Source organism: Martelella lutilitoris (genome assembly GCF_005924265.1).
Lineage (GTDB): Bacteria > Pseudomonadota > Alphaproteobacteria > Rhizobiales > Rhizobiaceae > Martelella > Martelella lutilitoris.
The window spans coordinates 187,427-204,311 of record NZ_VCLB01000002.1 but is presented as its reverse complement, the minus strand read 5'-3'; the positions used below and the strand labels follow the sequence as shown (position 1 = coordinate 204,311).

Here is a 16,885-nt window from a genome sequence, read left to right as displayed (position 1 = left end):
CCGCTGCTGGGCGGGGCCGCAAAGAGGCTTCTGAAAAGGCCTTGATTTTAGTTTCATCAAATATTATGTAGCTTGCTATCAATTAGCTCATTAAATAATAGAACACTATCATTATGCCGCCTGTCAGTACCCAGCAATATGCCGCGTTTGTCGAAGCGCTTTCGGTCGCGAGCCGCAAGATGCGCACAAATTACAACGCTCAGGTCGCCCGCTTCGGACTAACCTTCACGCGGGCGCGGGTCATCCAGCTCCTGTCGAAGCACGAGACGATGAACCAGAGCATGCTCGCCTGCGAGCTGGAGCTGGAAAAGCCGACCGTCGTCCGCATTCTCGATCGCATGGAGGCGCACGACCTGATCGAGCGCCACCCGGATCCCGCAGACCGACGCGCCAAACTCATCGTGCTTTCAAAGCACGGCGCGGCAATGGCCGACGAGCTTTCTGTTCTGCGCGGCGAGATCGCCCGTACGATTTTTGCCGACATGGATCCCGCCCATATCGATATCGCAACCGGTGTCTTCGAGGCGATCATCGCGAGGCTCGACCAGCTTTCGGAGGTGCCGGAAGATGAATGAAGCCGTTCAGGAGAGGCCGGCGGCGGCAGAACCGGCGCCCCGCCCGCTTTATCCCGGCGCTGCGCCGCCGCAGCCGCCAAAACCGCTCCCGCAGCTTCTGGCCTATATGTTTGCGGCAGCGGTCATCGGGCTGACCCAGGGGCTCGGCATGTCTTTCATTTCGGTCACGATCCAGCAGATCGCCGGGCCGCTCAAGGCGACCACGGCCGAAGCGAGCTGGCTCATGGCCGCCTACCTGGCGCCCAATGCCTGCCTGACGCTTATGCTGTTCAAGATGCGCCAGCAGTTCGGCATTCGCCGTTTCGCGGAAGTCTCGATTGTGCTTTTCGTCCTGATCAATCTCGCACATCTATGGGTCGATAGTTTCCAGACCGCGCTGATCGTCCGCTTCTTTGCCGGCATTGCCGCAGCCCCGATGTCGTCGATTTCCATCCTCTACATGCTGGAGGGCCTGTCGCGCGAACGGAAAATGAATATCGGGCTCAGCAGCGCCATGACCGTGATGCTGATATCGACACCGCTTGCCGGTGTCATCGCGCCCTATCTCTTCAATCATGGGGGCTTCAAGTCTCTCTATATCTTCGAAATCGGCATGGCGATGCTGTCGCTGGCATTGATTTTCCGCCTGCCCCTGGTTTCGGGCGAACGGGTCAAAGTGATCAGCCGATATGACCTGATTTCCTTTGGTTTTCTTGCCTTTGGCATGGGAGCGATAACCGTCGTGCTCTCGCTTGGCCGCATCTATTGGTGGACGGAAGTGAGTTGGACAGGCGCGCTGCTTATTGCCGGCGTGGCGTCGCTGACGGTCATGGCGATCATCGAGCTCAACAGGGACGATCCGCTGCTCGACATCCGCTGGCTAACCTCGGCGGAAATCATCCATTTTACCGGCGCATTGATGATCTTCCGGCTCATCCTCGCCGAGCAATCCACCGGCGTCAGGTCATTTTTCATCATGCTTGGCCTTTCAAACGAGCAGTTTGTCGGGCTTTACGGCATTATCCTGATCGCGACACTTGCAGCAGGTATGACCTGCGCCATGGTGCTGAAGCCTGGACGCGTGGCCTATATGCATGGTGCAGCGCTGGTCCTTCTGATCATCGGCAGCTTGCTTGACAGCCAGGCAACGGTCCTGACCCGCCCGCGTGATATGTTCCTGAGCCAGACGCTGATTGCGTTTGCCTCCGGCCTGTTCATGCCGCCGGCCATGATGATCGGTTTCATCGCGGCATTGAAACGCGGGCCGAACTATATTTTGAGCTTCATCATCGTATTTCTGACCACGCAACGGCTCGGCGCCATTTTGGGCTCGGCTCTGTTCGGCAGTTTTGTCACCTGGCGCGAACAGGTTCATTCGGCAGCCCTGGTGCAATCATTGCCGGCAGACAGCCCGCTGGTTTCAGAACGGATCGGCCAGCTTGCCGGGGCCTATGCACCGACGATCACCGACAGCGTGATCCGCTCGGCGGAAGGCGCTGCACTGCTAGCCCAGCAAGTCACCCGACAAGCCTATGTGCTTGCTTATAATGATGCTTTTCGTTTCACTTCGCTGCTGGCACTGCTCGCGCTCGTTATCCTTATTCTCGATGTCCTGTTCGAGAAATGGGAGAGTGCACGACTGCGCGCAAAGGCGGAAGGCCTTCCGGCCTGACCATTTCAAGGACTATAGAAATGACACGTGCTCTTCGCTCGCTCGCAACCTATGTCGTCTTTGCGGTCGGCATTCTCGGCATTCTGGCGCTTCTCTTCGCCTGGAATTTCCCGCCGTTCAACTTTGCCGACACCCGCACCGATGACGCCTATATCAGAGGCCAGGTCACCCGACTGTCACCGCAGCTTTCGGCCATCGTTGCAGATGTGCCGGTGCAGGATTTTCAGAAAGTCAAGAAAGGCGATCTTCTCGTCCAGCTCGACGACCGGATCTATTCCCGCCAGCTTGCGGAGGCGGACGCCGCGGTGCGCGTCGCCAGCAATGCGCTCGAAAGCAATATGCAGGCTCAGGAAACGGCCAAGGCACAGATCGAAGCCGCAAGCGCCGATGTCGCAAGCGCTGAAGCCGTGCTCGCCAACGCTACCTCACAATGGGAGCGCATTCACAAGCTCAGTAAAAAGCAGGTGGCCTCCGAAAGCAGCCTTGAGACGTCGAGAGCTACGCTTGATCAGGCCAAGGCATCGCTCGCAAAGGCGAATGCGGCGCTCGATGTCGCCCGACAGTCGTTGAAATCCACGATTATCGACAGGGAAACGCTCAAAGCGCGATTGGCTTCCGCCGAAGCCGCACGCACGCTTGCCAGGATCAATCTGGAAAACACCAGGATCATTGCGCCACGCGACGGAACCCTTGGCCAGGTGCAGGTGCACAGCGGACAATATGTCTCCGCAGGCTCCCAGCTCGTCTCTCTTGTCCCGCAAAACGTTTGGGTGATTGCTAACTACAAGGAAACGCAGTTGCCCGGCATGCGGGTAGGGCAAAAGGTCAGCTTCACCGTGGATGCGCTGGATGGCGAGCGCTTCAGCGGACACATTGAACGCTTCTCTCCCGCTGCCGGGTCTGAGTTCGCGGTGATCAAGGCTGACAATGCCACAGGCAATTTCACCAAAGTCTCCCAGCGCGTACCGGTCCGCATCGCGATCGACCCCGACCAGAAAGACATGGACAAGCTGATCCCCGGCCTCTCCGTGGTGGCAACGGTGGAAACCGAAAAGGGATAGCCGAACATCTTGCTGATGGGACCGTCAACCGAAAGAGGTCACCGCGAACACCACGGCACACGACCATGCCAGAATACCGGAAATTAGAAAGAAGGCTTTTTGGTGCCTCTTGCCGGGTTGATAGCACCCATAGCATCATTGTTTTTATTTTATTTTTTCCAACTAACGCATTTCGTGATACACATAATGTTACCCATTTTGCGCGCCATAGACAGCCAAGCGAACGGCTGTGAGCCCCATCGAGATTTTGTAGAAACCGACCGAGAGCTCTCGTGACCGCTCAGCGCTGGTGCTGCGCCCCGGACGTGAAGTCCGAACAACGGAATACCATCTGAGAGAAATGGGCATCTCCGAAACGGCGATCAGACAGCCATTTCTCTGACGCGACGCCCGTCGGCATCGAACAGATGAAGGCAGTCTTCTTCTGCGCCGAGAAAGACGAAGTCTCCGCGCTTGATGTTTGGTTCACCGGGAAGTTTGACCACAAAGGGCGTTTCCTCCCGACCGATGTCAACATAGGCAAGCGTGACCTCCCCCAAAGGTTCGGTCATCATCACCTTTCCGGCAAACAATGCGCCTTCTTCCGCCACCAGTGTCGTGTCTTCAGGTCTTAATCCAATATACCCCGGACCGCCTGTTCCCGGCAGAGGTCGCGAAATATGTATACGCTCGCCCGCCTCCAACGCGATCGCGAAGCCGTTGTCCTCCGGAGAAAAAACGCCGGGAACAATGTTCATGGATGGCGAACCGATGAACCTGGCAACAAACAGGTTTGCCGGATTGCGATAAAGCTCCATCGGTGTCCCGAACTGTTCGATCATGCCCTGATTGAGGACCACGATCCGGTCGGCCAGCGTCATCGCCTCGACCTGATCATGGGTCACATAAACCATTGTCGTATCGCTCATGCGCTCGGCAAGACGGGCAATTTCGAGGCGCGTCGCTACTCTCAAGGCCGCATCGAGGTTACTCAATGGTTCGTCGAAGAGAAAAACCCTCGGGTCACGGGTAATGGCGCGTCCGATGGCAACGCGCTGGCGCTGGCCGCCCGACAGTTCCTTGGGCCTTCTGTCGAGGTAGGGAGTAATCTGCAGGATTTCCGCAGCCTCCCGAACACGCCGGTCGATCTCGCTCTTGGGCGTGTTGCGTCCCAAAGACAGACCGAAGGCCATGTTTTCGTAAACGGTCATATGCGGATAGAGAGCATAGGACTGGAAAACCATGGCTATGCCGCGTTCTTTCGGCGTCAGGGAATTCACTACACGCCCGTCAATTTCCAGCGTGCCGGCGGTAATCTCCTCCAGCCCCGCAATCATGCGCAGAAGCGTGGATTTTCCACAGCCAGACGGTCCAACGAAAACGACGAATTCGCCAGGCTGAATGTCGAGGTCAATGCCGTGAAGCACCTCGACCGAGCCGTAGCTCTTTTTGACACCGGACAGGGTTACACCGGACATGGATCATTTCCTCTCGATTTTTCCGAAGAATGCGCTGGTGCCTTCCAATGAGATGACGCCATCTGACACGCTGTTCCTGAAACTTGGCACCTCAAGTGCGCTGAACGTGCTCACATCGAAGGGCGGCTTATATCGCGCCGGCAAGCGCCCCAGATTGAAGACACAGAGGACCTCCTCGTCTGCATACATGCGGCGGAAAGCCAGGATCGGCTCGCCGCCAACGCTGGCCGGGAGCAATTCGATATCCCCTTTGATCATCGCCTGATGAGCACGCCGGAAAGCGAGAAAAGCCCTGTAATGCGACAAGACGGAGGTCGGATCGGTTTCCTGACGGTTCACAGCCAGCGGCAGATGGTTGCTATCGACCGGCAACCAGGGGCGGGCTGGCGAAAAACCGGCATGATCCGCTCTGCTGTCCCAGGGCATTGGGGTGCGGCAACCGTCACGACCTTTGAACTCGGGCCACAGCCGAATGCCGTACGGATCGACGAGATCCTCGTAGGCCAGTTCGGCCTCGGTCAGCCCGAGCTCTTCACCTTCATAACAACAGACCGATCCGCGAAGCGAAAGCAGGAGCGAACCCATAAGCTTGGCAAGCCGGCCGACATCATCGGCATGTTCATGCCACCGGCTGACGTGTCGTGAAACATCGTGATTGGAAAAGGCCCAGCATGGCCAGCTGCCGGCTGCCTTTTCCTCAAAGCGGGCAATTCGCTTTCGGAAAATGTCAGCATCGTACTCGTCACCCAGAAAGTCGAAGGTGTAAGCCATGTTGAGCTTGTCGTTGTTCGACGTGTATTCGGCCATCAGGTCAAGCGACTGAGGACCATAGCCGATCTCGCCGACGCTCGCAGAGCCCGGATATTCGTTCAGCAAAGCCCGGAAACGGCGCAAGAAATCCACTGTTTCGGGGCGATTCTTGTCAAACAGATGGTTCTGGTAGTGATACGGCTCGATCTCTTTGGACTTCTCGACAAAGTCTGCCGGCGGATTGGAACGAAGGCGCGCGTCGTGACAGTAAAAGTTCGTCGTATCGAGCCGGAAACCATCGACGCCGCGTTCCAGCCAGAAGCGTACCGTATCCAGAATAGCGTCCTGCGCTTCCGGATTGAGCAAATTCACATCCGGTTGTTCGGCCAGGAAGTTATGAAGGTAGTATTGTCGACGCGTGCTGTCCCATTGCCAGGATGAACCGCCAAAGACCGAAAGCCAGTTGTTCGGGGGCGAGCCGTCAGGCTGCATGTCAGCCCAGACGAACCAGTCCGCCTTTGGGTTGGTTCGGCTTGACCGGCTCTCGATGAACCATGGGTGCTGGCTCGAAGCGTGGCTTAGAACCTGGTCAATCATGACCCGAAGACCGAGACGATGCGCCTCGGCAATCAAGGCATCAAAATCGTCAAGAGAGCCAAACATCGGGTCGACATTGCAATAATCCGAAATGTCATATCCGAAGTCCTTTTGTGGCGAGGCGAAAAAGGGCGAAAGCCAGATCGCGTCGACACCGAGCGCCGCAACATAGCCCAGCCGGGCGGTTATTCCGGCGAGGTCCCCAACGCCGTCGCCATTGCTATCCTGAAAAGACCGGGGATAGATCTGATAGATGACGGCGCCGCGCCACCAGTCTTCATCGCTGGAGATAGTGGCGAAGCCATTCTTCATATCTTTGGAAGGCATAATGAAAGTCATCCTTTGACACCTCCGGCAGTCAGACCAGAGATGATCTTTCGTTGGAAAATGAGAACCAGCGCGATCAGCGGAACCGTGACAATCACCGAGGCGGCCATGATGTTGCCCCACGGAACCTCGAACTCGGTGGCGCCGGACAGGAGCGCGATTGCCACCGGAACGGTTCTGAGGTCATCGTTGGAAATAAAGGTGAGCGCGAACAGGAACTCGTTCCACGCGTGAATGAAGGCAAGCAGCCCGGTCGTGACCAGTGCCGGCCACATCAGCGGCAGGAACACCCGGGTCACGATCGTCCACGGAGAAGCGCCGTCAACGATCGCCGCTTCCTCGATTTCGACGGGCAGGTCGCGCATGAATGTGGTCAGGACCCAAACCGTAAACGGCAGGGTAAAGATCATATAGGCAAGGACGAGCGACCAGAGCGAATTATAAAGGCCGATCGCGCGAATGACTTCAAACAGCCCCGCCAGCACTGCGATTTGCGGGAACATGGATACCGACAGGATCGTCAGAAGCAGCAATCCGCGGCCCCGGAACTGAATGCGGGCCAACGCATATGCCGCAGTGACTGCCAAAAGAAGCGAAATCAGAACGACGACAGTGGCTACGAAGACCGAATTCAGGATGTTTCTCGGAAAGGTCCCGTTGCCGAGAACAGCCATGTAGTTGGAGAGATTGAAATCAACCGGCAGATAGTTCACCCGGAACAGGGCCGTGCCGGACTTCATCGATGTCAGGGCGGCGTAGTAAAAAGGGAAAACCGACTGCAGCACAATGAATGCGACCAGAGCATAGAATGCAACTTGCTTGATCAGGCGCGGCATATCAGGCTCCTTTCCCGATATTGATCCGTCCGATACGGATGTAAGCGATGGTAATCAGCGCAACGACGAGAAAGAGCAGTGTCGATGCGGCCGAGCCGTAGGCGAACTTGTCGAAAGCGAACAGGTTCTGCTGGGCGAACACCGACATGGTTTGCGTCTGCTCGTTGTTCGGCGTGAGGATGTAGATCAGATCGAAAATACGAAGCGCATCGAGCAGACGGAAAATGACGGCGACCATCAATGCGGGCCGGACCAGCGGCAGCGTAATGCGCCAGAAAACCTTGAGCGGCGAGACGCCATCAATATAGGCAGCTTCATAAATGTCGCCCGGAATCATCTGCAATCCGGCCAGAACAAGCAGAGCCATGAAAGGCGTTGTTTTCCAGATATCAACGATCAGCACCGCAATCATGGCCGTGTCGGGAGAGGCCGTCCAGGCGATGGGCGTCGATATAAGGTGAAGGTTGAGCAGTACATCATTGATGATGCCGAACTGGTCGTTCAGCATCCAGCCCCACATCTTGGCTGAAACCACCGTGGGGATTGCCCAGGGGATAAGCACCGCCGCACGCACCACGCCCCGCCCGGCAAAATTGCGGTTCAGGACAAGCGCGATAACAGTCCCGAAAACGGTTTCGAATGCGACGGACACGAAAGCAAAGCGCAGCGTGTTCCAGACCGCTTGCCACCACGCAGCATCGGCCAACAATCCGAAGGTGAGCGTTCGTCCGTTGGGCAGCGTTATGGATGAAAGATAGTTTGAAAAACCGACAAACTCTGCGGCAGCGAGGTTGCTGAGCGAAGCGTCCGTAAAGCTGTAGTAGATGGTCAGGAGAAGGGGCCACCCCGCCACGAATGCCAGGATGATCAACATCGGGGTCACAAAAAGTATCGCCCAGCGTCTTCGGCTGGCTGAGAGCTGCAGCTTCTGATTCATGGCACGCCGCCAATCCCGTCTGATTTTTTCAATGTATATGGAGAAGGAGGGCGCGGCGGTGGCTTGACCGCCGCGCTGATGGCCGATTACCAGCCGTTGCCGCGAAGCTGATAGAGCTTCAGTTCAAGCTCTTCCAGATTGTCCTGAGCAGAACCATTGCCTGAAAGCGTATTGTAGGCGGTAGTCCAGAACAGCGACGAAACTTCGTTGTATTTCGACTTTGTCACGTTCGATGGTCTGGAAACGGCGGTCTCAAGCGAATCTTCCCAACGCAAAGCGAAGGGTTGTTTGGCCTGCACTTCCGGGTCCTCATACAATGCGACAGCGGTCGGCGCGTTCGAGTTATACATCACGCGATATTTCTGCGCTTCGGGAGAAGTCAGGTATTTCACCAGTTCAACCGCCGCGTCCGGGTGCTCCGAATATTTGGAAACCGCAAGGTTGAAGCCGCCAAGGGTCGCAGCGGACTCGCCGTTTTCGCCGGCGGGAAGCGGCGCAACATCAAATTTGCCCTTAATGGCCGAATCGTCCTGCTCACCCAGAGCGTAGGCATATGGCCAGTTGCGCATGAAGACAGCATTTCCAAGTTGCCAGATTCCGCGCGTATCCTCCTCCTTGTAGGAAAGAGTTCCTGGCGGAGAGATAGTGCCGATCCATGATTTCGCGCGCTCAAGCGCTGCTGCGGCATCTGGGTTGTTGACGCTGATTTCCCCATCAGCCTCGACGATATTGCCGCCGCCGCTGGAGACAAGCCATTCCAGCCCGTCGCATGTCAGCCCTTCATAGGGCGCCCCCTGAAACAGAAAGCCCCACATGCTGGCGTTGCCGTCCGCTCTTTCAGCGTCCATGATTTCCCGAGCAGTCGTGGTCATTTCATCCCAGGTCTTTGGGACATCCTTGCCGTATTTCTCGAGCAGGTCCGTCCTGTAGTAAAGTCCGGGGATGGTTGCATACCAGGGCAAGGCGACGAGCTTGCCATCGACGGTCTGGGAGCGGATGGTCGACGGGAAATACTCATCGATGACATCTTCGGTATAGGGCGTCAGATCAATGAACTGATCGGCAAGTTGCGGCGCCCAAACCACATCGGTGCGATAGACGTCGATGTCGGGATTCCCAGCCGCAAGCCAAAGCCGGTACTGAGAGAATTGATCGCTTGAGGAGGGCGGCAGAGAAACCACCTTGACCGTATGTCCGGTCTTGTCCTCGAAAGACTTCAATTGCTCCTGAAGAAGCCCGAGATCGTTCCCGACAAGCCCGGTCACAATCGATATTTCGTCGGCACGGGCTGCGGTCGAGGCGAGCAGCGACAAGGCGAGTGCCGCACCGCTTATGGTGCAACCGGCCAATAGAGATTTCATGGTTTTCGTCCTCCCAAGGTTCTAGATCCTGCTTCCTCAAACACGGGAGATTGCAGCGACGGCGAAGCCCGACTGCAGCCTACAGGACCCAAATTGGCTATCCAATTCGTATTGGATGAGTCGTAACCTAATCCCTATTCATCGGTTGTCAAACACATTTTTTTGACGTTTTAATTGGAAATATGACTCTTTTTGCTATATGTCTGATATAATTATGTTTCCAAATCGAATTGGAATTTAACCAGCTCGCCATTGTCGCGAGCCTCTACGCCAAGTGCCTTTTGACATGAACCAGAAAGAACTCGCGACATTTCTCAATCTCTCCCAGACCACTGTTAGTCGCGCGCTTGCCGGCTATGCCGACGTGAGCGAAGAAACGAAGCGGCTCGTTCTTAAGACGGCCCTGGAACATGGTTATCGCCCGAATTCGTCAGCACGCCGGCTTGTCACCGGAAAGGCGGGCTCTATCGGCGTGGTCTTCCCGATGGAGAGAAATTTGATCGTCGATCCGCACTTTCTCGAGGTGCTCGCAGGGTTGAGCGAAGCGCTGGGTGAAGTGGGAACCGACATTCTGCTGACGCCGACAATTGCGGCTCACGAAATCGACACCTATGACCGTCTGGCTCGTGAAGGCGCCGTTGACGGCATCATCATCGTCGGCACAAAGGTCGAAGACGAGCGGGTCGAACACCTTGCCAAGCTTGACTTCCCGTTTGTCACGCATGGCCGAACGAAGCGCGGAAGCGAGCACGCTTATCTTGACATAGACAATGAAGGCGGATTTCGGCGGGCAACGGAACTTCTGCTTGACCTTGGCCACGAAAAGATCGGGCTGATCAACGGACAGCCCGACCGAAATTATGCAGATGACCGGCTTATTGGCTACCGGAAGGCCTTGGAGGGCCGCCATCTGAATTTCGAGCCATCTCTTGTGGTTGCTGCGCCGATGACGGTGGAAAAAGGATATCAGGCTGCGCGTGCGTTTTTGTCGCAAACCGTGAAACCCACGGCAATTGTCTGTGGCTCAACCGTTGTTGCCATAGGGGTCATGCAGGCTTTGCGGGAGAACGGGCTCGATATCGGAAAAGATATCTCGATCGTTGCACATGATGATGGCCTATCCACCGTTCGCGCGGATCTGTCGAGCCTTCCGCTGACGACGACATTCTCTCCCGTTCAAGCCGCCGGCAAGCGCATCGCCCAAATGCTGCTTGACCGCATTGGAGGTGAGGCCGTGACGGCACTTCAGGAAATATGGCCCGTCGACCTGATTGTCAGAACATCCACCGGTAAGGTTTGACGACCTGCGATCGCCACTATCCCCGCAAGCCCTTCACCCAGAAATCCGCGTATCATCAGGACGCCGGAGCCTAAAATGAGTTCTTAGTCGCCTCCGAGCAGGCTTCCCACTTATACACGATGGAGGCGAACAGCTTCTTTTCATGGGCCACCCGCGGATGATCCGCGAGTTGCGCATGAGCACTCGACAGCAGTAGGCGTTGGTTCCTTGCGGTTTCCACTTCGCCATCGCACCGCTTTTCCTGCGCTTTGAAAAGATCGTACCGCGCTGTAAGAGAGACCTCCCGTCAGCCAAACGCAATAGAGGCTTCGCGTTCAAGCTGACCGAAATCCATCCACGCCGCCCAGCACGTTCGGACGGTTGATCCTGGAAAACGCCGCACCTCTATCATCAAAGAGATGCAAAGCGTCCGGCTGAAAGGTAACAGGGTATGCGCCCCCGCGGCTCCAGAACGTATCACCGCTTGCTTTCACCATCAGCGACTGCCCCCCTGCCCCCTGCAACTGCAGCATGGCATGATCGCCAATATTCTCGGCCACCTCGATAGCGCAGGCAAAACCACCAGCATCGCCAGCGGGGTCGATATGTTCCGGGCGGATGCCGATCGTCACCGTGTCGCCGCTGCGCGTATCAGAAGCAGGGCGAACCGGCACGGAAACCCGGGCAAACCCGGAAACCTCCACAATAATCGCGTCGGCTTCCACGGCGGCGATGGTCCCTTCGAGAAAGTTCATCTTCGGCGAACCTATGAAGCCCGCAACGAACAGGTTTTGCGGCAAGTGATAGAGCTCCAGCGGTGTTCCCACCTGCTGCACATCGCCATGGTCAAGCACCACGATCCGGTCGGCAAGCGTCATCGCCTCGATCTGGTCGTGGGTCACATAGGCCATGGTGGTGCCAAGGTCGTCATGCAGTTTCGACAGCTCGAGCCGCATGTGGACGCGCAGCGCCGCGTCGAGGTTCGACAGCGGCTCGTCGAACAGGAACACCTGCGGGTCGCGGACGATCGCCCGACCGATGGCGACGCGCTGGCGTTGACCGCCCGAGAGTTGACTGGGGCGCCGCTCCAGCAGATGCTCGATGTGCAGAATGCCGGCCGCCGCGCGCACCTTGCGGTCGATTTCATCCTTCGGACGTTTGGCGAGCTTGAGGCCGAACGACATGTTTTCGTAGACGGTTTTGTGCGGATAGAGCGCATAGGACTGAAACACCATGGCAATGCCGCGCGCTTTGGCCGGAATATCATTGCAGCGCTTCTCCCCGATCAACAGATCGCCGCCGCTGACCTCCTCCAGCCCGGCAATCATGCGCAGCAGCGTGGATTTACCGCAGCCGGAAGGGCCGACAAAAACGATGAACTCGCCGTCGCGCACCTCGAGGTCAATGCCCTTGATGACTTCCAGCGCACCGTAGGACTTGCTCAGATTTTTCAGGGTAAAGCCGGCCATTGGTTTCCTCCTCGGCTGTTTCGCGTCTGTCAGGGCCGCGCGTCGAAGACAACGCCATTGCCGGTGATGAACTGGTTTGAATAGGGGTAGAAATGCTTCTCGAAAGGCATGCGCGGAGTGGCGGCATAGCGCGCAGCAAAGCCCTCCGGCCTGAAAAAGGCCTCGGTCGCCGCCCGCAGATCCGCCTTCAGCGCCGCCTCTCCCGGCGCCCGTGAGAGATCGTTCCACTCGTCGGGATCATCGGCGAGGTTGTAGAGCTCCTCGCAGCCGTCCAGGTAGAGGCAGTATTTCCAGTCGCCGCGGCGCAGCATGCAACCGGCGTGGTCCGGCTGCTTCAACACGGCACTTTCGCAGAAGAGGTCACGGTCCGGCGCCTCACCTCCGGCGATCACCGGCGTGAGGTCACACCCTTCCAAACCGTCGGACGGAGTAACTCCCGCTGCGGCGCAAAGGGTCGGGTAAAGGTCGATCAGTCCGGCAAGCGCATTCGTCCGGCACCCGGCCTCTGCCACGCCGGGCCAGCGGATGATCAGCGGAACACGGGCGGAATCCTCATAGAAGACGGTCTTCTGCCAGAGCCCCCGCCGCGCCGCCATCTCACCGTGATCGGAGGCGTAGATGACGATCGTATCCTCGAAGAGACCGAGATAGTCGATCACATCCAGAAGCCGGCCAACGGCATCGTCGACCCATTCGACGCAGCCGTAATAGGCAGCCAGCGCCCGGGCATTCACCGCATCATCGCCCCGGTGATGCGCCGTGCCGCTCGCCGCCGCCGCTTTCCGCACAAAGGCGGGCGCATGGGAAAGCCAGTCGGGATCATAGTCCGGCAGTTCCACCCTGCCCGCGAAACGCTCGAAGAAGCGACGCGGCGGGTTGATCGGAAAATGCGGTTTGTCGAAATGGACGGCCAGAAAGAACGGCGCATCTCCCGGTCGGCCCGCATGGCCCTGCAGCCATTTGGCCGCCTCGCTGACGCAGATCTCCGTCTGCGTCATGGCAAGGGGAATGCCTGAAGGGCCGGCATCGCCCAGGATATCGCCGAGGCCGGATTCGTTGGCGTGGCGGGCGGGATCCGGCTGGTGCGCCTGGCCGTAGAGATCGCCGTAGGGGCGTTCCTGAAAGCCCTGGAACTGCTCGCCGTTGAAATGCGTCTTGCCCACAAGCGCGGTGCGGTATCCGGCGCTGCCGATCGCGCGCGCCAGCGTTGGGCCGTTGGCGGGGAGGATGTGGCGATTGTCGTAAATGCCGGTCGTGCGGCAGTATTTTCCAGTCAGAAGGCTCGCCCGGCTGGGCACGCAAAGCGGGTTCTGGCAATAGGCATTGTCGAAACGCATGCCGCCCGCGGCCAGGCGGTCGAGCGACGGCGTTTCCACCGGCGTGTCCGCACAATTACCCATCGCACGCACGCTGTGCTGGTCGGAAAACAGGAACAGAATATTAGGCTTCTTTTTCATGATCTCTTCCTCAGGCCTTGACCGCGCCGCCAAGCCGAAGACCACCCTTCTGCAGCGGCTTCTGGATCAGGAAATAGACAAGCAGCGTGGGCGCTGTGTACAGCAGCGCGAAGGCGGCAAGCTGGCCATACATGGCCTCGCCATATTCTCCGAAGAAGCTGTAGAGCGAGACGGCCATCGGATAGTTGTCGCGGCTTTGCAGCAGGATGAAGGGTACGAAGAAATTGCCCCAGTTCTCGATGAAGGAGAGGATGAAGATGGTCGCGATCCCCGGCGCCAGGAGCGGCACGACGATATAGGCGACGCCTTCCATGCGGGATGCCCCTTCCGTCCACGCCGCCTCTTCCAGATCGGTCGGAATGGCATCCATGAAGCCCTTCATCAGCCAGACCGCAAAGGGAAGCTCCGCCGCCGTGCGGAAGACGATGACGCCCGCAAGCGTATCGACGAGGCCGATATGGACGAACATCACATAGATCGGCACCATGATGGCGGTGATCGGCAGCGCGCTGGCAAAGACGATGGTGTAGATATACTGCTTTCCGTAGCGCAGCCTGTAGCGCGACAACGGATAGCCGGCAAAGAGCGCGAGGATGACCACCAGGCAGGACGTGCCGGCCGAAATGATGACGCTGTTCATGAAGGGCCGGATCGCGACATCCTCCGTCAGGATCGCGCCGAAATTCGTCAGGCTCCAGCGGGCCGGCAGTTGAATGGCAAGCGTCGCCTCGGCATCGAAAGCGGCCAGCACCATCCACACCATCGGCACGACGAAGGCGATGGCAACGAAGGTGAGCGCGATATCGGCGGCCAGCCGGTCGCGGGTCTTGGCCTTGGCAAGATTAGCCATTGCGCGCTTCTCCCACTTTGAACAGACGGACATAGATGAGGGAGGCGATGACGCCGAAGCCAAGCAGCAGGACGGCGATTGACGAGCCGTAGCCGATAAGGCCGAAATCATAGGCCTGATTGTACATCAGGAGCGGCAGCGTTTCCGAGCGCGTGCCGGGCCCGCCCGCCGTGGTGATCCAGATGATACCGAACACACCGAGCGTGTTGAGCGTGGTCAGCACCACATTGATGGCGATCACCGGGCGGATGATCGGCAGGATGACGCCGAAGATCGATTGCATGCGCCCTGCCCCGTCGATCTCGGCGGCTTCAAGCACTTCGCTCGAGACATCCTGAAGAGCTGCGGAATAGACGAGCATGGAAAAGGCACAGCCGCGCCAGATGTTGATGACGATCACCGCGGCAAGCGGCGCCGTCAGAAGCCATTGCTGGTGGGCAAAGCCGAAAATATCGAAAATCTGGTTCATGCCGGATTCGTCGCCGCGCAGGAATGTGTACCACAGAAAGCCCGCAACGACTTCCGGCACCACCCAGGCGGTGATGACGATGACCGAGGCAAGGCTCTGGATGGCAGGCGTCGCCATCTGCCGCACATAGGCAATGCAAAAGCCGACAATGTTCTGCCCGGCAACGGAGAGGCCGACGAACACCGCCGTCCGTCCGAGCGCCGCCCATGTGCGCGGATCGGTAAAGAGATAGTAGTAATTCTCAAAGCCGATGAAGGCCGGATTGCGTGCTGCGTAGCCCGACAATCCGAGATTGGTCATGGATGTGTAGATGGCCCAGATGATCGGCACCAGAAAGAAGGCGACGATCATCAGGGTGGCCGGGGCAAGCGGCACAATGCGCATCAGCACTGCTGCCGGCCCTTGGCCCGTTCCGCTTGCCCCTTGCGCCATGTCAGTTCGCTTTTTCGACGTTCGACGAGCCGGCAAGACGGGTGAGCTGGCGGTCGAAGCGGCCGGCGGCGTCTTCGACGCTGTCTCCGCCGACCGTTACGGCCTCCATCGTCTCCTGGATGAGGGAGGAGACCTGCGGATAGATTTCCAGCGCCGGGCGGAAGTTGGTCACCTCAACCAGTGAGGAGAAGAAACCGGCGGTCGGATTGGTCTCGAGATAGGTCTCGTCCGCGATGACGTCCTTGCGCACGCCGATCGATCCGGCGCGAATGGCATAGGTCAGGCTGTTTTCGAAATTGGCGACCGTGGTCATGAAATCAAAGGCGAGATCCTTGTCCTCGGTCTTCGGGCTCATGGCGATGGTCCAGCCGCCGGACATGGAGGTGAAGCCGTTGCCCTGGCCATTCTGCGTCGGGATCTTGGCCATGCCCAGCGTCTCGTTCCACGCCGCCCAGGGCGCGGTGCCGCCCTCGATCCAGCGCGCCCAGATCCAGTTGCCGTCGATGAACATGGCAACCTTGCCCTCGGGCACGCGCTGTTCGACGAGAACGTTCTGGAAGCTCGAATCCTGAAGATCGGTATCGGACACGAGATAGCCGTTGTCATAGGCGGTTTTCAGGAAGGCCAGCGCATCGCGGAAGCCCTTGGATCCGACGATCCATTTCTGCGTTTCCGGATCGAAAAGCGTTGCCGAGAGCCCGCCCGGCGTGCCGGAGATCAGGTTCATGAGACCCCGCATCGTGCTCGCCTCGTTGCCGGCCTTCGTCACATAGATATTGATCGGATCGACGCCGGGGAGGTTTTCCTTCACCTTGGCCGCGGCATCGAGAATGTCCTGCCAGGTCTTCGGCTGCCAGTCAGCCCCCACTCCGGCCTTTTCGAGAAGGTCCTTGTTGTACCAGATGGCCTGGGTGTCGGTGCCGAGCGGAATGCCGTAAACCTTGCCGTCGACGAAAGACTTTCCGTTCTGGACCGCGATCTGGGAGAACTGATCCCACTCGTCCCAGCCGGAGAGCCGCTCGTCCAGCGGCTCGAGATAGCCCGCGGCGGCATCCGCGGTGATCTGGAAACCATCCTCATAGATGATGTCAGGCGCCGTCGATGCCGACTGGTTCATCAGCGAAACCTTGGTGTAGTAGTCGCGCGCCGACGAACTGATCGCGTTGAGCTCGATCGTGTCGCCGGGGTGTTCGGCTTCGAATTCGGCCTTGGCCGCCTCCATGACCGCCGACACATAGGGCGATTCGCGATAGACAACGGACAATTCCTCCGCCTGCGCCAGGGCAGGTAGACCACAGGCAAAGCCAGCGGCCAGCAGCGTTGACAGCTTCAATTGAGCACGCAAATTCATGTTGTTTCCTCCCTAAAAGACCTGCA

The 16,885-nt window shown here is 58.2% G+C and carries 14 protein-coding genes; 4 read left to right on the top strand and 10 right to left on the bottom strand.

Annotated features, from left to right (window positions below):
• Positions 1–113 precede the first annotated feature (113 nt).
• Genes FF124_RS03765 through FF124_RS03755 form a run of 3 tightly spaced genes read left to right on the top strand, consistent with a single transcriptional unit; the run spans position 114 to position 3,287 of the window.
• Positions 114–575 (top strand): MarR family winged helix-turn-helix transcriptional regulator, encoded by a 462-nt coding sequence (locus FF124_RS03765; protein ID WP_138747153.1) that lies wholly within the window; start codon positions 114–116, stop codon positions 573–575.
• Positions 568–2,226 (top strand): MFS transporter, encoded by a 1,659-nt coding sequence (locus FF124_RS03760; RefSeq protein WP_187326799.1) that lies wholly within the window; start codon positions 568–570, stop codon positions 2,224–2,226. Before FF124_RS03765 ends, FF124_RS03760 begins: the two co-directional genes overlap by 8 nt.
• 20 nt (positions 2,227–2,246) lie before the next feature.
• Complete coding sequence (locus FF124_RS03755; RefSeq protein ID WP_138747152.1) at positions 2,247–3,287, top strand: HlyD family secretion protein; 1,041 nt, start codon at positions 2,247–2,249, stop codon at positions 3,285–3,287.
• 362 nt (positions 3,288–3,649) lie between these two features.
• On the opposite strand, the gene FF124_RS03750 is transcribed toward FF124_RS03755, so the two are convergent.
• The 5 genes from FF124_RS03750 to FF124_RS03730 all read right to left on the bottom strand — a co-directional run bounded on the left by FF124_RS03750 (position 3,650) and on the right by FF124_RS03730 (position 9,552).
• Complete coding sequence (locus tag FF124_RS03750) at positions 3,650–4,744, bottom strand: ABC transporter ATP-binding protein (RefSeq protein ID WP_138747151.1); 1,095 nt, start codon at positions 4,742–4,744, stop codon at positions 3,650–3,652.
• 3 nt (positions 4,745–4,747) lie between these two features.
• Positions 4,748–6,430 carry an alpha-glucosidase gene (locus tag FF124_RS03745; protein WP_425462501.1) on the bottom strand — a complete coding sequence of 561 codons (1,683 nt, stop codon included), beginning with the start codon at positions 6,428–6,430 and terminating at the stop codon, positions 4,748–4,750.
• Positions 6,427–7,254: a carbohydrate ABC transporter permease gene (locus tag FF124_RS03740; RefSeq protein ID WP_132309151.1), complete on the bottom strand. Its 828-nt coding sequence runs from the start codon at positions 7,252–7,254 to the stop codon at positions 6,427–6,429. Before FF124_RS03740 ends, FF124_RS03745 begins: the two co-directional genes overlap by 4 nt.
• A gap of 1 nt (position 7,255) precedes the next feature.
• Positions 7,256–8,191 carry a carbohydrate ABC transporter permease gene (locus FF124_RS03735; RefSeq protein WP_138747150.1) on the bottom strand — a complete coding sequence of 312 codons (936 nt, stop codon included), beginning with the start codon at positions 8,189–8,191 and terminating at the stop codon, positions 7,256–7,258.
• Between the two features lie 86 nt (positions 8,192–8,277).
• Positions 8,278–9,552: an ABC transporter substrate-binding protein gene (locus tag FF124_RS03730; RefSeq protein ID WP_138747149.1), complete on the bottom strand. Its 1,275-nt coding sequence runs from the start codon at positions 9,550–9,552 to the stop codon at positions 8,278–8,280.
• A 286-nt stretch (positions 9,553–9,838) separates the two neighbouring features.
• On the opposite strand from FF124_RS03730, the gene FF124_RS03725 reads away from it, so the two are divergent.
• The gene (locus tag FF124_RS03725; protein ID WP_138747148.1) at positions 9,839–10,852 is read left to right on the top strand and encodes a substrate-binding domain-containing protein; all 1,014 of its coding nucleotides are present in this window, start codon (positions 9,839–9,841) and stop codon (positions 10,850–10,852) included.
• Between the two features lie 314 nt (positions 10,853–11,166).
• On the opposite strand, the gene FF124_RS03720 is transcribed toward FF124_RS03725, so the two are convergent.
• The 5 genes from FF124_RS03720 to FF124_RS03700 are packed head-to-tail and all read right to left on the bottom strand — an operon-like array spanning position 11,167 to position 16,859.
• Complete coding sequence (locus FF124_RS03720) at positions 11,167–12,300, bottom strand: ABC transporter ATP-binding protein (RefSeq protein WP_138747147.1); 1,134 nt, start codon at positions 12,298–12,300, stop codon at positions 11,167–11,169.
• Between the two features lie 29 nt (positions 12,301–12,329).
• Positions 12,330–13,757: a sulfatase family protein gene (locus tag FF124_RS03715; RefSeq protein WP_138747146.1), complete on the bottom strand. Its 1,428-nt coding sequence runs from the start codon at positions 13,755–13,757 to the stop codon at positions 12,330–12,332.
• 10 nt (positions 13,758–13,767) lie between these two features.
• Positions 13,768–14,607: a carbohydrate ABC transporter permease gene (locus FF124_RS03710; RefSeq protein ID WP_024708646.1), complete on the bottom strand. Its 840-nt coding sequence runs from the start codon at positions 14,605–14,607 to the stop codon at positions 13,768–13,770.
• The gene (locus FF124_RS03705) at positions 14,600–15,460 is read right to left on the bottom strand and encodes a carbohydrate ABC transporter permease (RefSeq protein WP_246072181.1); all 861 of its coding nucleotides are present in this window, start codon (positions 15,458–15,460) and stop codon (positions 14,600–14,602) included. Before FF124_RS03705 ends, FF124_RS03710 begins: the two co-directional genes overlap by 8 nt.
• A gap of 49 nt (positions 15,461–15,509) precedes the next feature.
• Complete coding sequence (locus tag FF124_RS03700) at positions 15,510–16,859, bottom strand: extracellular solute-binding protein (RefSeq protein ID WP_138747145.1); 1,350 nt, start codon at positions 16,857–16,859, stop codon at positions 15,510–15,512.
• Positions 16,860–16,885 lie beyond the last annotated feature (26 nt).

What these genes read in the sequence shown, in the direction of transcription:
- FF124_RS03715 (WP_138747146.1), bottom strand. Translation starts at nt 13,757, where the DNA reads ATGAAAAAGAAGCCTAATATTCTGTTCCTGTTTTCCGACCAGCACAGC.
- FF124_RS03735 (WP_138747150.1), bottom strand. Translation starts at nt 8,191, where the DNA reads ATGAATCAGAAGCTGCAGCTCTCAGCCAGCCGAAGACGCTGGGCGATA.
- FF124_RS03720 (WP_138747147.1), bottom strand. Translation starts at nt 12,300, where the DNA reads ATGGCCGGCTTTACCCTGAAAAATCTGAGCAAGTCCTACGGTGCGCTG.
- FF124_RS03750 (WP_138747151.1), bottom strand. Translation starts at nt 4,744, where the DNA reads ATGTCCGGTGTAACCCTGTCCGGTGTCAAAAAGAGCTACGGCTCGGTC.
- FF124_RS03705 (WP_246072181.1), bottom strand. Translation starts at nt 15,460, where the DNA reads ATGCGCATTGTGCCGCTTGCCCCGGCCACCCTGATGATCGTCGCCTTC.
- FF124_RS03740 (WP_132309151.1), bottom strand. Translation starts at nt 7,254, where the DNA reads ATGCCGCGCCTGATCAAGCAAGTTGCATTCTATGCTCTGGTCGCATTC.
- FF124_RS03745 (WP_425462501.1), bottom strand. Translation starts at nt 6,430, where the DNA reads ATGACTTTCATTATGCCTTCCAAAGATATGAAGAATGGCTTCGCCACT.
- FF124_RS03755 (WP_138747152.1), top strand. Translation starts at nt 2,247, where the DNA reads ATGACACGTGCTCTTCGCTCGCTCGCAACCTATGTCGTCTTTGCGGTC.
- FF124_RS03760 (WP_187326799.1), top strand. Translation starts at nt 568, where the DNA reads ATGAATGAAGCCGTTCAGGAGAGGCCGGCGGCGGCAGAACCGGCGCCC.
- FF124_RS03700 (WP_138747145.1), bottom strand. Translation starts at nt 16,859, where the DNA reads ATGAATTTGCGTGCTCAATTGAAGCTGTCAACGCTGCTGGCCGCTGGC.
- FF124_RS03765 (WP_138747153.1), top strand. Translation starts at nt 114, where the DNA reads ATGCCGCCTGTCAGTACCCAGCAATATGCCGCGTTTGTCGAAGCGCTT.
- FF124_RS03710 (WP_024708646.1), bottom strand. Translation starts at nt 14,607, where the DNA reads ATGGCTAATCTTGCCAAGGCCAAGACCCGCGACCGGCTGGCCGCCGAT.
- FF124_RS03730 (WP_138747149.1), bottom strand. Translation starts at nt 9,552, where the DNA reads ATGAAATCTCTATTGGCCGGTTGCACCATAAGCGGTGCGGCACTCGCC.
- FF124_RS03725 (WP_138747148.1), top strand. Translation starts at nt 9,839, where the DNA reads ATGAACCAGAAAGAACTCGCGACATTTCTCAATCTCTCCCAGACCACT.